The organism is Arthrobacter sp. P1_D12, from assembly GCF_056406175.1.
In genome coordinates, this window is sequence record NZ_JBFUAR010000027.1 from 26,072 (window position 1) to 39,594 (window position 13,523).

A 13,523-nucleotide genomic window follows, 5' to 3' on the forward strand; every position below is an offset into this window, starting at 1 on the left:
CAGCACCACAACCGAAGGTCCGTCCATTGAGCACCAGCGCACCAAGCAGCAGCGGCGCCGCCGCCCGCGGGGACATCAGCGGGGAAATCAGCCGCGAAATCAGCCGGGCCACGAGCCCGGAAGCCGGCGCCCCGGACCCCTATATGCCCGGCCACGGGACCAATGCCTACCGCGTCGCCCGGTATGAACTCGATCTGGACTACCGGGTCAGCAGCAACCGCCTTGCCGGGCACGCCGTCCTGCACGCCATCACGCAGCTCCCGACGTCGGCGATCGTCCTGGACCTGGCCGGCTTGCGGGCCACGAAGATCCAGCTCAACGGGCGCAGGGTACGCCGGTTCACGCAGCGGGCCGAGCAGCTCGTTGTCTACCCCGACCACCCGCTGCTCGCCACCGAGGCCTTCACGCTGGACATCCGCTATGAGGGGCACCCCGCGCCGCGCCGCGGCGTGTGGGGCGAAGTGGGCTGGGAAGAGCTCTCCGATGGGGTGCTGGTCGCCGGGCAGCCCAACGGGGCAGCCTCCTGGTTTCCGTGCAATGACCACCCGCGGGACAAAGCGACTTACCTCATCACCGTGACCACCGACGCGAACTACCGGGCCGTGTGCAACGGGGTGCTGCTTTCCCGCACCAGCAGGGCCAGCCGCGTGACGTGGGTCTTTGAGCAGGCCGAACCCATGGCCACGTACCTGGCCACGGTCCAGATCGGCCGCTACGAGCTCCTGACGCTCAATGCCGACCGGCCCTCAGGGCACGTTCCGCAGTATGTGGCCGTGCCGGCGTCGCTGCAGGCGGGCGCCCGGGCCGCCCTGGCCCGCCAGCCCGACATGATGCGGACCTTCACGAACTGCTTTGGGCCGTACCCGTTCCCGGAGTACACGGTGGTGGTCACCGACGACGTCCTGGAAATCCCGCTGGAAGCGCAGACACTGTCCATCCTGGGGCCCAACCATCTGCGGCAGGACTGGGAATCACAGCGGATGATCGCCCACGAACTCGCCCACCAGTGGTTCGGGAACTCCCTGACCACTGCGACCTGGAAGGACATCTGGCTGCACGAGGGCTTTGCCTGCTACGCGGAATGGATCTGGTCTGAAGAGGCCGGCATCATGTCGGGGGCGGGGGCCGGGGCGCGGCGCGCGCGGGCCGCCTGGCGCAAGCTCGCCGCTGCCCCGCAGGACCTGATGGTGGGCGACCCCGGCCCCGAACTGATGTTTGACGACCGGGTCTACAAACGCGGCGCCCTGGCCCTGCACGCCCTGCGGGTACGCTGCGGCGACCTGGCGTTCTTCGCCCTGCTGCACGACTGGACGGACCGCTTCCGGCACGGCACCGTGACCACCGCCGACTTCATCGTCGCGGCCGCCCACACGACGGGCCTGGACGCAGAGGCCCTTTTGCACCCCTGGCTGTTCGCCGACGCCCTGCCGCCGCTCCCGCAGGCAACGCCGCCCAAGATCTGATCAGGGGCCGGAGCTCCGGCTAGGGAAGGACCGCCAGGGCGACGGCGGCCACGAGATCAGCGGGCAGTCCTGTCTCTGCCGGCGGCAGGTCCCGGAGCCCTGCGCGGCCGTTCACTGCCGGCGCCAGCACGTCCAGGGTGTCCGGGGCCGTCTGCAGCCCGGTGCCCAGCATTTTGAGCCAGGCCTCCTTGCGCGCCCACAGGCGTGCCCTGCCCTGCAGCAGCGCGATGCCGGCCAGCCCGGCGAGGTGCCGTTGTTCCGCCGGGGTCAACACGACGTCGTCGAACCCGTCGAAGTCCGCCCGGGCCGGATCCTCGACGTCGATGCCCAGCTGCTCGCCCGGGTCCGGGTCCACGACCCCGGCCAGAAGCGTCCAGCCGGCCGTACGGGACAGGCTCAGCAGCAGCGGCGCAGCCTGGCCGCGGAGCAGGTAGCCGGGCCGGCCGTGTGAGATGTCCGTGCCGGTGCCGCACCGAGGACAGCTGTACCAGGCGGTGAGGTCCGACGCCGGAACGCCGAGCAGGCCGGCGGCGAACCGGCGCTGCGCGAGCCGCCCGTACAGGAAGGCCTCCCGGGTCCGCGGGGTCATGGCCCGGGCCCGGACGAGCTCGGCCCTGTCCAGCAGGGAGCGGGAGTCGCGTTCCAGCTCCGGTTCCGGATATAGGGCTGGTGCCGCGTCCTCGGTCGCCCCCAGGTCCCTGGGAACACCGGGGTCGCCGGGAACGCGAAAGGGCGGGCAGGCACGCACAACAAGGTGTGATGCCATGACCCGCCCCTTTCAGAAACGTCTGCGCTGTGAGCAGCGCAGTCCTCAGCGCTGCACCGCTCCGAATCGTTCGTGGGCGGCGGCCACGGCACCTTCACGGGCTGCCGAGGCCTCGTCCGCCGTCAGGGTGCGGTCGTCGGCGCGGAAGCGCAGGCTGAACGCCAACGACTTCTTGCCTTCCTCGATGCCCTTGCCCGCGTAAACGTCGAACAACGCGACGTCCTCGAGCAGTTCGCCGGCGCCTTCACGCAGCGCAGCCAGCACCTCCCCCGCCGGGACATCCTGCGCCACCACCAGGGCCACGTCCTGCGTGGCCACCGGGTACGTCGAGATGTGCCGGGCCACGATCACGTCGGCGGCGGCCTCGAAAAGGGCGTCGGCGTTCAGTTCCAGCGCCACGGAACGGGCCGGCATGTCGTGCGCCACCAGCAGCTTCGGGTGCAGCTCGCCGGCGTAGCCCACCACTTCGCCGGTGCGCAGTTCAAGCTGCGCCGCCCGGCCCGGGTGGAAGGCCTGATGCCGGCCCTGCGTGACCAGGAGCTCGACGCCGAGCACGTCGCCGGCGATCCGGGCGATGTCCACCGCGTCCGCCCAGTCCCAGGCCCGCGGGGCGTGGCCCGGGGCAGCGGGAGAGTCGTGCCCCGTGAGCACGGCGCCCAGGTGCAGCGGCTGGTCCGGAACGCCGTCGTACAGGGCATCGAGCACGTCGTCGCCGGGCTTGACGCCAAGCGGCGGAATCGCGGAGGTGCCAAGCTTCTCGCCCGGCAGGAACACGAGCCCGGCCTCGAAGAGGGCGAGGTCGCGGAAACCGCGGGAGTGGTTGCGCTTGGCCACCTCGATCAGGCCCGGAAGGACGGAGGTCCGCAGGAAGCCGTGCTCCTCGCTGATCGGGTTGGCCAGCTTGAGGGCCTTGCGCGCCGCACCCTCGGCGGGGACGCCAAAGGTGTCATTGGCGGCCTTCGAGACGAACGGATACGCCAGCACCTCGGTGAGTCCGGCGTCGGCGAGGGCCTGGATCAGGCGGCGGCGCTGCTGCTGGACGCGGGTCAGGCCACGGCCCGGGGGCGCCACCGGCAGGGTCGCCGGGATCTTGTCATAGCCGACCAGCCGGGCGATTTCCTCGGTGAGGTCATCCTTCGTCTCGAGGTCCTGGCGCCAGCTCGGGGCGGTCACCGTGTAGCCGTTACCGGTCCTGGCAACGACGGCGCCGAGGTCCTCGAGCGAGGTCAGGATCTGTTCCTCGGTGAAGTCGATCCCGATCCGGGCTGCCGCGTACTCTGCCGGCAGTTCGATGGTTACGGCGTCCGGCGCGGTCCCGACGTCGGTCCCGGCCTCGTCGGCCGTTCCTCCGGCGAGTTCGACCAGCAGGTCCACCACACGCTGGGCGGCCACGTCGGCCACCTGCCAGTCCACGCCGCGTTCAAAGCGCTTGGACGCCTCGGACGGCAGCTTGTGCCGGCGGCGCGCGCGGGCAATCGAGACCTCGTCGAAGTGCGCGGCCTCGACCAGGACGTTCGTGGTGGTGTCCGAGACTTCGGTGTGGGCGCCTCCCATGACACCGGCGATTCCGATGGGCCCGGATTCGTCCGTGATCAGCAGATCCTCGACGTCGAGCGTGCGCTCCTTGTCGTCCAGGGTGGTGATCTTCTCCCCCGCCGTGGCCCGCCGGACCACGATGTCGCCGGCCAGCTTGTCCAGGTCATAGCAGTGGTTCGGCTGCCCGAGCTCGAGCATGACGTAGTTGGAGATGTCCACCGGCAGGGAGATGGACCGGATGCCGGCGAGCCGGAGACGGGAGGTCATCCACAGCGGGGTGGGCCGGGTGGCATCCACACCGCGCACGGTGCGGGCCACGAAACGGTCGCAGCCGGGCTTGCCGTAGATGGGGGCGTCGTCGTTGAGCTTGACGCCGTAGCCGCCGGAGAGCGACTGCGGAACCTGGACCTTGGAGACCGGGTCCGTGAACACGGTGCCGGTGGCGTGCGCGTATTCACGGGCTGCGCCGCGGATGGAAAACGCGTATCCGCGGTCCGGCGTCACATTGATCTCGGCCGCCTGGTCATAGAGGCCCAGCAGTTCCATCGCGTCGGTGCCCAGTTCCGGGTCGAGGCCGATCCGGGACAGCACCAGGATGCCGTCGTGGTCCTCGCCGATGCCAAGCTCACGGACGGAGGCGATCATGCCGGCGGAGAGGTGCCCGTAGGTCTTGCGCGCGGAGATGTGGAAGTCGCCCGGCAGCACTGCGCCCGGGAGGGTGACCACCACTTTGTCACCCTCGACGAAGTTGTGGGCGCCGCAGATGATGCCCTGCACGCCGGAGGGGTCGATGCCCTCGCCCGTGAGGGTCTGCTCGCGGCCCTCGGGGACAACCCGGACCTGGCACCAGTTGATGGTCTTGCCGTTGGTCTGGGGCTCCTTGACGATGCTCAGGACCTGGCCCACGACGATCGGCCCACGAAGGGTGTCCGTGGGTCGGTGGACGGCTTCTTCTTCAAAGCCGACCTTGACGAGTTCGGCCATGACGTCTTCGGCCGATGCTTCGGCCGGTACCTGCGCGAATTCGCGCAGCCAGGAAAGTGGGATACGCACTGTTAGATCTCCATCCCGAAGTGCTCGCTGAAACGTACGTCGCCTTCAATCATGTCGCGCATGTCGCCAACCTCGTTGCGGAACATGAGGGTGCGTTCGATGCCCATGCCGAAGGCAAAGCCTGAATAGATGTCCGGGTCGATCCCGGCCGCGCGCAGGACGTTGGCGTTGACCATGCCGCAGCCGCCCCACTCGATCCAGCTGGGGCCGCCCTTGGCGCCCGGGTGCCAGATGTCCAGCTCCGCGGACGGCTCGGTGAACGGGAAATAGTTCGGGCGCAGCCGGATCTGGGCTTCCGCACCAAACATCTGGCGTGCGAAGTGCTCCAGCGTGCCGCGAAGGTCCGCCATGCTCAGGTTCTTGTCGATGGCCAGGCCTTCGAACTGGTGGAACACGGGGGTGTGCGTCGCGTCGAGCTCGTCCGTGCGGAACACCTTGCCCGGGCACAGCACATAGATGGGCAGCTCCCGTTCCAGCATGGAGCGGACCTGCACCGGCGAGGTGTGCGTGCGCATGAGCAGGTGGGCCTCGGGCGGCTCGACGAAGAACGTGTCCTGCATGTCGCGGGCGGGGTGGTCCGGCTTGAAGTTCAGGGCATCGAAGTTAAACCATTCGGACTCGACCTCGGGCCCTTCGGCAATTTCCCAAGCCATGCCGACAAAGATGTCCGCCACGCGGTCCTGCAGCGTGGACAGCGGGTGGCGTGCACCGGCCGTGCGCCGGCGCGGCGCTGCCGTGACATCCACGGTCTCTTCGACGAGGATCCGCGCGTCGTTCTCGGCCTCGAGCGCGACCGTGCGGTCCGCGAGCGCCTTGTTGACCCGTCCCCTCGAGGCGCCCATGAGCTTGCCGGCGGCGGCCTTCTGGTCCTTGGGCAGCGCGCCGATCTCACGGTTGGCGAGGCTCAGGGCGGACTTCTCGCCCGTGTGGGCGAGGCGCACGGCCTTGAGTTCATCGAGGGTCGCGGCGGCGGCGATGGCGGCAACGGCCTGGTCTACGGCGGCGGTAATGGCGGCTTCATCCAGAGGATTCGGGACGGCTGCGTCCGGCAAAGTTTCAGTCATCTACTGTTCTTAGCTACGAGTCGGATCATGCCAACAGCGTGCGCCGGCACAGGGCGCGGCGCAGGTTCTCGGCAAGGCTTGTGGTCACTGTCCCCAGTCTAGTAGACGGCCGTCGGCGGCATGGCACGGCCGCCCCGCACGTGACGCAGCGGTGCCTGCTGCGCCTGGGCACGCCCACGCCGGGATTCCAAGGGCACGGGACATCCCGGCGGACCCCTGACTGCCGGGCACACCCCCGGTTACCATGGCCTCATGACGCCCGGACAACGGCTCCGCCAGATCGCCAACCTGCTCAACGGCTCCACCCTGCTGGGCCTGCTGCTGGCAGCCTGTGCGCGGACAACCGTCAGCTCCGGTCCGCGCGGATTGCTGATCGCGGGCCGCTACCGCTGGCGGTTGCCGTTTGCTGCGGCCTTCACCGTGGGCAACGTGATCCTCTTCCGCGCCGGACCGGAATCCGCCCGCGCCAATCCGGTGCTGCTGGGCCACGAGGAGCGCCACAGCACCCAATACGCCTGGTGCCTCGGGCTGCCCTTCCTTCCGCTGTACTTCATAGCCGCCGGCTGGTCCCTCTGGCGCACGGGCAACCCGGGCAGCGCCAACATCTTCGAGCGCCATGCCGGCCTGGAAGCAGGCGGCTACCCCCGGCCCGGCCTGCCCGGGACCAGACCACGCACGCACCGCAGATTGGGCGTGACCGCCCCTGAACGTTACGAGGCCTGACATGACAGACAGCCCCCGAAGCATCTCCGTTGCAGGAACCGGCAGCGCCGAGGCGGTGCCGGACCTGCTGACCGTGTCGATCGGCGTTGAATGCCGCCGCGAGAGCGTGGCCGAGGCCTACAGCGAGGCCGGAACACGGTCGGCCGCCATCACGTCGGAGCTCCGGCAGCGCGGCGTGGACAGCGCGGATTTGTCCACTTCCGGGCTGAACGTCCGGGCCGAGCTGAACTGGCAGGATGGCCGGGGCCAGACCGTGACCGGCTATCTGGCCTCCAGCACGCTCACCGTCAGGATCCGCGAGCTGTCCGCGTCCTCGCAGGTCCTTGCCGCGGCGGTTGCTGCCGGCGGCGACGCCGTCCGGCTGAACGGGCTGACCCTCGGCTTCGCCGACTCCTCGGCCGTGGAAGCCCGGGCCCGGGAGGCCGCCTGGCAGGACGCCCGCACCACCGCCGAGCACTATGCCGCCCTCGCGGGAACCGGGCTGGGCAGGGTCCTGTCCCTCACCCAGCACACCGGTTTCCAGGCGCCGATCCCCGTGGCGAAGATGCAGCGGGAAGTGGCGGTGGCCTCACTCACCGTCGAGGCCGGCGAGTCGGGGGTCACCGCCACCATCGGCGTCGTCTGGGAACTGCTCGACTGATTGTCCAGTAATTGCGGGAGCAGTTGTTTCGCGTCGCCGACGGCGGCCGCCACCGGCTCGGGCGCCGGATGACCGGCTGGGGTTAGTGGGTTGCGCCGGCAGGGAGCTTTAGATCCGCCGTCGTCGCCAGCGCAGTGCGCACGACGACGGCGAGCGCCGCCGCCATGTGGGCGGCCGGCAGCGAGGGGGCACTGCTCCCGGCCGGAAGCTGCGTGTCCTCGTAGGGGACGTGGACAAAGCCTCCCCTGGTGCCCGGACGTAGCCGCAGGGCGTGCATGAGCGCGTAGAAGACATGGTTGCAGACATAGGTCCCGGCACTCTGGGACACTTCGGCCGGGATCTGCTCTGCGCTCAACGCCGCGAGCGCCGCCTTGACCGGCAGCGACGTGAAATAGGCTGCCGGTCCGCCCGGGACCACGGGTTCGTCCACGGGCTGATTGCCGGCATTGTCCGGAATCCGGGCGTCGTCACAATTGATGGCCACCCGTTCCAGCGAGATGCGCGCCCTCCCGCCGGCCTGGCCGGCGCACAGCACAAGCTCCGGCGTGAAACGCTCGAGGGCCTCCGCCAGCACCTTGGCCGACTCGCCGAAGACGCACGGCAATTCCACCGCCTGGACATCCAGCCCTTCGGATTGGAGCAGCCGTGCCGCCGAACGGGCCGCTGCCCACGACGGATTGGCCGTATCGCCGCCAAATGGCTCGAACCCGGTCAGGAGAATCATCGCCCCAGCCTAGCAACGCCCTTCCACTGCCCCGGCAAGGCGGCACCCCCGCGGCACCCTCAACCCGGCTCCGTCCACGTTGGCCGCCAGGGCAGGTGGCGCTCCGGCCTCACGCGTGTGTCCGCGTCGGCAGGGTGAGGATTTCGGCCCCGTCGTTGGTGATGGCGATCGTGTGCTCACTGTGTGCTGTCCGGCAGCCGGTCGCGCTTCGGAGCGTCCACCCGTCGGCGTCGGTGATGAGTTCAGCGGTGTTGGCCATGACCCATGGCTCCAGTGCGAGCAGCAGCCCGGGGCGCAGCTTGTAGCCACGGCCTGGCCGTCCGGTGTTGGGAATGTGCGGGTCCTGGTGCATGGTCGATCCGATGCCATGGCCCCCGAACTCGGTGTTGATCGGGTACCCCGCCTCGCCAAGGACTGAGCCGATGGCATGGGAGATGTCGCCGATCCTGGCTCCGGGCCGGGCAGCGGCTATCCCTGCGCCCAGCGCGCGCTCGGTCGCGTTAATCATCGCGACGCTTTCCGGGGGCTTTGAGTCGCCCACGATGAAGCTGATGGCGGAGTCTGCGGCGGCGCCTCGCTTGGAGACGGCGAGGTCGAGGGTGAGCAGGTCGCCGTCGGCCAGTGTGTAGTCGCGTGGGAGTCCGTGGAGCACGGCGTCGTTGACGGCCGTGCAGATGTAGTGTCCGAACGGCCCGCGGCCGAAGGACGGCTCGTAGTCGACGTAACAGGACTGCGCACCAGCCTCGGCGATCATGGCCTGCGCCCATCGGTCGAGGTCCAGGAGGTTCGCGCCGACCGTGCTGCGGTTCTTCAGCGTCTGCAGGATGTCAGCTACAAGGGCGCCTGTTTCTTTGGCCCGGGCAAGTTCGGTGGGATTCAGGATTTCGATCATGCGGCGCCTTTCTCACGTGTCCAATAACTATACCGGTCATATTATCCCGGTATAATCGAAGCCATGGTCAGGTTGCCCCTCACATTCGCAGAGATCGAGCGCGGACAGCGCCTCGGCGCCCTGTTGCGCCGCGCCAGGGGGGAACGCTCGATGCTCGACATCGCACTCGATGCACGCGTCTCACCGGAGACCCTCCGGAAGATCGAGACGGGCCGCGTAGCGACCCCCGCCTTCCCGACTATCGCCGCTATCGCCGGCGTCCTCGGACTCTCCCTCGATGCGGTGTGGGCCGAGGTCAACCAGACCAAACGCGCCACTGAACCGACCGGCCCTGATCACAACGCCCGTGAGCGGCTGGCTTCGTAAGCCCCGATCCCCGCAGCTGCACAGGCCGCCCCATGCTGCAGCCGGCCGCCGCCTCACCCGTCAGCATCCTTGACATTCAGTCGAACATATATTCGAATGTAGGCATGAGATGGGACGCACAAGCACTTGAGCGCGGCGATTCCCCGGCCGCCGTTTCCGCCGCTTCGCCCACGGCTGCCCTGCTGCCGCTGGCCGGACTCGTGCGGACGGTCTCCACCCCGGAATTTGCCGGGATCACCTTCCATGAGGTCACCGCCAAATCGGTGCTCAACAAGGTGGTCGCCGGTTCCCGGATGCCGTTCGACTGGACCATCAACCCCTACCGCGGCTGCAGCCATGCGTGCGTCTACTGCTTTGCCCGGAAGAGCCACACCTACCTTGACTTCGACGCCGGCCTGGACTTTGACAGCCAAGTGGTGGTCAAGATCAACGCCGCCGAAGTCCTGCGCAAGGAACTGGCCAAGCCGTCCTGGCGGCACGAGCACGTGGCCCTTGGCACAAACACCGACCCCTACCAGCGCGCCGAGGGCCGCTACCAGCTCATGCCCGGCATCATTGGTGCCCTGGCCGATTCCGGCACTCCCCTGTCCATCCTCACCAAGGGCACGCTCCTGGCCCGGGACATCCCGCTCCTCAAGCATGCGGCGGCGCAAGTGCCGGTCGGGGTGGGCATCTCGCTGGCCATGACCAACGAGCAGCTGTCCGAGGCCGTGGAGCCTGGCACGCCTGGGCCGCGGGCCCGGCTGAAGCTCATCTCCCGTCTGCGGGAAGCGGGCCTGCCCTGCGGCGTCATGGCCATGCCCATCCTGCCGTGGCTCTCCGACAGTGATGAGGCCCTCGATTCCCTCTTCGGGGCCCTCGCGGCGGCCGGCGCCACAGGGGTCACGGCCGGTGCGCTGTACCTGAAGCCGGGCACCCGTGAATGGTTCATGCAGTGGATCGCCCGGGAACATCCGCACCTGGCGGGCAAGTACCGCCGCCTGTACGGCAGCGGGTCGTACGCATCGAAGGAATACCGCGCGTGGCTGGCAGGACGGGTCCGGTACTTCAAGGACCTGCACGGCTTCTCCGGCTCGCAGGGCTTCAGCCACCGGGACCTTGACGGGGGCAGCGACCATGACAACGCCCGGGAGGAAGAAGCCCAGTACCCGGCCGGGAGCATCCCGGACACCGCGGGGCACGCAAGCCCACGCCACGCCGGCGCTGTCCGTTCCGACGCCGCCCAGCCCACACTGTTTTGAAGTCCGCTCCACCTCAAGCACACGGAGCCATGGGTCCCCTGCGCAGCAGGGGCGCCAGAGCGGAAAGCGCCCTGATCCGCCGGGCGCAGGATGCCAGGATGCCTAGAGCGCCTTGACCGCGCCGAGCACCCTCGCCAGCGAATCCTTGGCGTCGCCGAACAGGAGGGTGGTCTTGGGATCGTGCAGGAGCTCATTCTCGATGCCGGCAAACCCCGGGCGCATGGACCGCTTCAGGAACACGACCTGCTGGGCCTGCACCACTTCCAGGATCGGCATCCCGTAAATCGGCGAACCCGGCGAGGACTTGGCCGCCGGGTTGACGACGTCGTTGGCCCCGACTACCAGAACGATGTCCGTGGTCGCGAATTCGGGGTTGACTTCCGCGAGCTCCCGCAGTGACTCGTACGGCACGTTGGCCTCGGCCAGCAGCACGTTCATGTGGCCCGGCATGCGTCCCGCCACGGGATGGATGGCGAACACGACGTCCACGCCGCGCGCGACCAGGGCCGTGGCAAGCTCCGCCACAGTGTGCTGGCCCTGGGCCACGGCGAGCCCATAACCGGGAACGATCACCACCCGCTGGGCGTAGCCGAGCTGGACGGCAATGTCCTCCGGGGACGAGGAACGCACTGGCCGGTCGCTCAGGGCGGTGGAACCCGCCGTCGAGCCGCCCTTGAACGCCCCGAACATGATTCCGCCGACTCCGCGCCCCATGGCCGAGGCCATGGCCTTGGTCAGGATGGTGCCGCTCGCGCCCACGAGCGTCCCGGCGACCAGCAGCAGGACATTGCCCAGGACCACGCCGGACGCTGCCACCGCCAGCCCCGTGAACGCATTCAGCAGGGAGATCACGATCGGCACGTCCGCCCCGCCCACGGGCAGCACCAGGAGCAGCCCGGCGGCGAGGCCCAGGCCCAGCAATGCGAGCGACCAGCCCGGCGACCCGGTCAGGACCACCAGAGCTCCTGAGATGACCGCCCCCAGCAGGACGGCCCCCATCACCCAGGGCATCCCGGGAAACAGCAGCGGACGGGTGCTGATGAGCTCCTGCAGCTTGCCCACGGTCACCGCGGAGCCGGCGAAGGACACCGCCCCCACCAGCATGGTGAAGACCACGGCCAGGCGGACCCAGGGATCTTCCTGGTGGCCAAGTTCCAGCACGGCGACGAGCGCCGCGGCCCCGCCCCCGACGCCGTTGAAGAGCGCCACGAGTTGGGGCATCTGGGTCATCTGCACCCGCCGTGCCACGGGGAAGGCAATCGCGGAGCCCACGGCGATGGCCGCGAGGATGAGCGGAACATTCTCCAGCCGCGCGGAGAGGAAGACGGTGACGACGGCGAGGAGTGCCCCGGCCGCGCCGATGGTGTTGCCGCGGCGGGCCGTTCGTGGCGAGCTGAGGCCCTTGAGCGCCAGGATGAAGCAGACGGCGGCCACAAGGTAGAGCAGGGCTGTCCATTCGGGGCTCAGGAGGCTCATTTGGACTCCCCCGCCGCGTCGGCGGAGCTCCCCTCGCCGGGGTGTCCTTCGCCCGCGGCTCCGCCAGCCTTGGCGGCGCCGCTTGAGGCGGGGATGCGTGTCCGCTTGTGGGCGCTGAACATCTCCAGCATCCGGTCCGTGACCACAAAGCCGCCCACCAGGTTGACGGTGGCCAGGACGACGGCCAGGAGCGCGATGCCGAGGACCCACGGGTCACTTGCCTGTCCGGCCACGATGATGGCGCCGACCAGGATGATGCCGTGGATGGCGTTGGCGCCGGACATGAGCGGCGTGTGCAGTTTGCTGGTGACCTTGGAGACGACTTCGAAGCCAACGAACACCGCGAGCACCACCACGGTCAGCAATACGACGGGGCCCATCACGCCTCCCTTTCCAATGCTTCTGCGGTGGGGGCGTGCCGCACCGTGCCGCCGTGGGTCAGGCACGTTCCGGCGACCACGTCGTCGTCGAAGTCCGGGGCCACCGAGCCGCAGTCGGTCATGAGCGCGAGGAAGTTGCTGACGTTCCGGGCGAAAAGCCGGGACGCGTCCGAGGGCATGGCGGATGCCGCGTCCTGCAAACCCACGAGCGTGACCGATCCGCCGTCGACCGGCACCTGCACGTCCTGGCCGGCGATCACGCCTTCGACGTTGCCTCCGGACTCCGCGGCGAGGTCGACGACGACAGACCCTGCCCGCATGCCGGCCACCATGGCGGTGGTCACCAGCAAGGGAGCGGCCCGGCCGGGGATGGCGGCCGTCGTGATCAGGACGTCCGCCGCCGCGACATGCGGGGCCAGGAGGCTGCGCTGGCGTTGCGCCCGGTCCTCGCCGAGGGCACGGGCGTAGCCTCCGGCTCCGTCTGCCGCCGCATCGATGTCCAGGTTGATGAAAGTGCCACCCATCGAGGCGACTTCCTCGGCGGAGGCCGCCCGGATGTCGTTGGCCGAGACCCGGGCGCCGAGCCGCTTCGCGGTGCCGATCGCCTGCAGCCCGGCGACGCCGGCGCCAAGGACCAGCACCCTCGCCGGCGGGATGGTACCGGCGGCGGTCATGTAGAGCGGGAAGAACCGCGGGTAGCGGACGGCGGCTTCCAGCACGGCGCGGTAGCCCGTGACCAGGGACTGGGAGCTGAGCGCATCCATGGACTGCGCCCGGGAGATCCGCGGAAGCAATTCCAGGGCGAACGAGGTGATCCCGGCCGCGGCGAGTGTCCGGACGGTCGGCAGTTCCGAGGACGGCGATGCCAGCCCGATGGTGACGGTGCCGGGCCGCAGCCGGGCCGCGGCCGCCGGGGTGAGCGGGCGGACATGCAGCAGGACGTCCAGGGCCTCGAACGGGAGCTCGGAGATCACCGTCGCGCCGGCCTCCTTGAAGGCGGCGTCGGCGAAGCCTGCTTCGGTGCCGGCACCGCTCTCGACCAGGAGATGGAGCCCGAGCGCTGTCAGCTGCCGGGCCGTCTCCGGTGTGGCCGCGACGCGACGTTCTCCGGCTCGCTGCTCTCGTCCGACACCGACCTGCACGGGCCACTCCTCTCGGTTGGGATCAGAGTAGGCACATGCCTGACGGTTTGGCGAGAG

13 protein-coding genes are annotated in these 13,523 nt (G+C 69.3%); 5 read left to right on the forward strand and 8 right to left on the reverse strand.

Going from position 1 to position 13,523, the window contains the following annotated elements; genetic code table 11:
- Positions 1 to 26: 26 nt before the first annotated feature.
- Positions 27 to 1,463 (forward strand): M1 family metallopeptidase, encoded by a 1,437-nt coding sequence (locus AC1DZV_RS18560; RefSeq protein ID WP_476954325.1) that lies wholly within the window; start codon positions 27 to 29, stop codon positions 1,461 to 1,463.
- A gap of 19 nt (positions 1,464 to 1,482) precedes the next feature.
- Here AC1DZV_RS18560 and AC1DZV_RS18565 read toward each other — a convergent pair whose 3' ends face one another.
- From AC1DZV_RS18565 to pheS, 3 genes are read right to left on the reverse strand one after another with little or no spacing between them, the layout of a single operon-like run.
- The gene (locus AC1DZV_RS18565) at positions 1,483 to 2,229 is read right to left on the reverse strand and encodes a 4'-phosphopantetheinyl transferase family protein (RefSeq protein WP_476954326.1); all 747 of its coding nucleotides are present in this window, start codon (positions 2,227 to 2,229) and stop codon (positions 1,483 to 1,485) included.
- A 45-nt stretch (positions 2,230 to 2,274) separates the two neighbouring features.
- Positions 2,275 to 4,818 carry a phenylalanine--tRNA ligase subunit beta gene (gene pheT / locus AC1DZV_RS18570; protein WP_476950498.1) on the reverse strand — a complete coding sequence of 848 codons (2,544 nt, stop codon included), beginning with the start codon at positions 4,816 to 4,818 and terminating at the stop codon, positions 2,275 to 2,277.
- Positions 4,819 to 4,820: 2 nt separating this feature from the next.
- Positions 4,821 to 5,882, reverse strand: coding sequence for a phenylalanine--tRNA ligase subunit alpha (gene pheS / locus AC1DZV_RS18575; protein WP_476954327.1), 1,062 nt, complete (start codon positions 5,880 to 5,882; stop codon positions 4,821 to 4,823).
- Between the two features lie 252 nt (positions 5,883 to 6,134).
- Between pheS and AC1DZV_RS18580 the strand changes: the two genes are divergently transcribed.
- Together AC1DZV_RS18580 and AC1DZV_RS18585 are read left to right on the forward strand one after the other, a co-directional pair.
- Positions 6,135 to 6,605 carry a hypothetical protein gene (locus tag AC1DZV_RS18580; protein WP_476950499.1) on the forward strand — a complete coding sequence of 157 codons (471 nt, stop codon included), beginning with the start codon at positions 6,135 to 6,137 and terminating at the stop codon, positions 6,603 to 6,605.
- Between the two features lies 1 nt (position 6,606).
- Entirely contained in the window at positions 6,607 to 7,245 is a 639-nt protein-coding gene (locus AC1DZV_RS18585) for an SIMPL domain-containing protein (protein WP_476954328.1), read from the forward strand.
- 82 nt (positions 7,246 to 7,327) lie between these two features.
- Here the strand turns inward: AC1DZV_RS18585 and pcp are convergent, their stop codons facing one another.
- Positions 7,328 to 7,969, reverse strand: a complete 642-nt coding sequence (gene pcp / locus AC1DZV_RS18590; RefSeq protein WP_476954329.1) for a pyroglutamyl-peptidase I — start codon at positions 7,967 to 7,969, stop codon at positions 7,328 to 7,330.
- Between the two features lie 109 nt (positions 7,970 to 8,078).
- A complete protein-coding gene (map, locus tag AC1DZV_RS18595) occupies positions 8,079 to 8,861 on the reverse strand; it encodes a type I methionyl aminopeptidase (protein WP_476954330.1) in 783 nt (260 codons plus the stop codon).
- A 63-nt stretch (positions 8,862 to 8,924) separates the two neighbouring features.
- Between map and AC1DZV_RS18600 the strand changes: the two genes are divergently transcribed.
- Positions 8,925 to 9,227, forward strand: coding sequence for a helix-turn-helix domain-containing protein (locus AC1DZV_RS18600; protein WP_028277253.1), 303 nt, complete (start codon positions 8,925 to 8,927; stop codon positions 9,225 to 9,227).
- A gap of 104 nt (positions 9,228 to 9,331) precedes the next feature.
- On the forward strand, positions 9,332 to 10,468 hold the full coding sequence (locus AC1DZV_RS18605; protein WP_476954331.1) for an Rv2578c family radical SAM protein: 1,137 nt from the start codon (positions 9,332 to 9,334) through the stop codon (positions 10,466 to 10,468).
- Positions 10,469 to 10,570: 102 nt separating this feature from the next.
- Here the strand turns inward: AC1DZV_RS18605 and AC1DZV_RS18610 are convergent, their stop codons facing one another.
- Genes AC1DZV_RS18610 through AC1DZV_RS18620 form a run of 3 tightly spaced genes read right to left on the reverse strand, consistent with a single transcriptional unit; the run spans position 10,571 to position 13,466 of the window.
- On the reverse strand, positions 10,571 to 11,944 hold the full coding sequence (locus AC1DZV_RS18610) for an NAD(P)(+) transhydrogenase (Re/Si-specific) subunit beta (protein ID WP_476950504.1): 1,374 nt from the start codon (positions 11,942 to 11,944) through the stop codon (positions 10,571 to 10,573).
- Positions 11,941 to 12,324, reverse strand: coding sequence for an NAD(P) transhydrogenase subunit alpha part 2 (locus AC1DZV_RS18615; protein WP_459384320.1), 384 nt, complete (start codon positions 12,322 to 12,324; stop codon positions 11,941 to 11,943). The genes AC1DZV_RS18610 and AC1DZV_RS18615 overlap by 4 nt, the downstream gene beginning before the upstream one ends.
- Positions 12,324 to 13,466, reverse strand: a complete 1,143-nt coding sequence (locus tag AC1DZV_RS18620) for a Re/Si-specific NAD(P)(+) transhydrogenase subunit alpha (RefSeq protein ID WP_476950505.1) — start codon at positions 13,464 to 13,466, stop codon at positions 12,324 to 12,326. The genes AC1DZV_RS18615 and AC1DZV_RS18620 overlap by 1 nt, the downstream gene beginning before the upstream one ends.
- Positions 13,467 to 13,523: the final 57 nt, after the last annotated feature.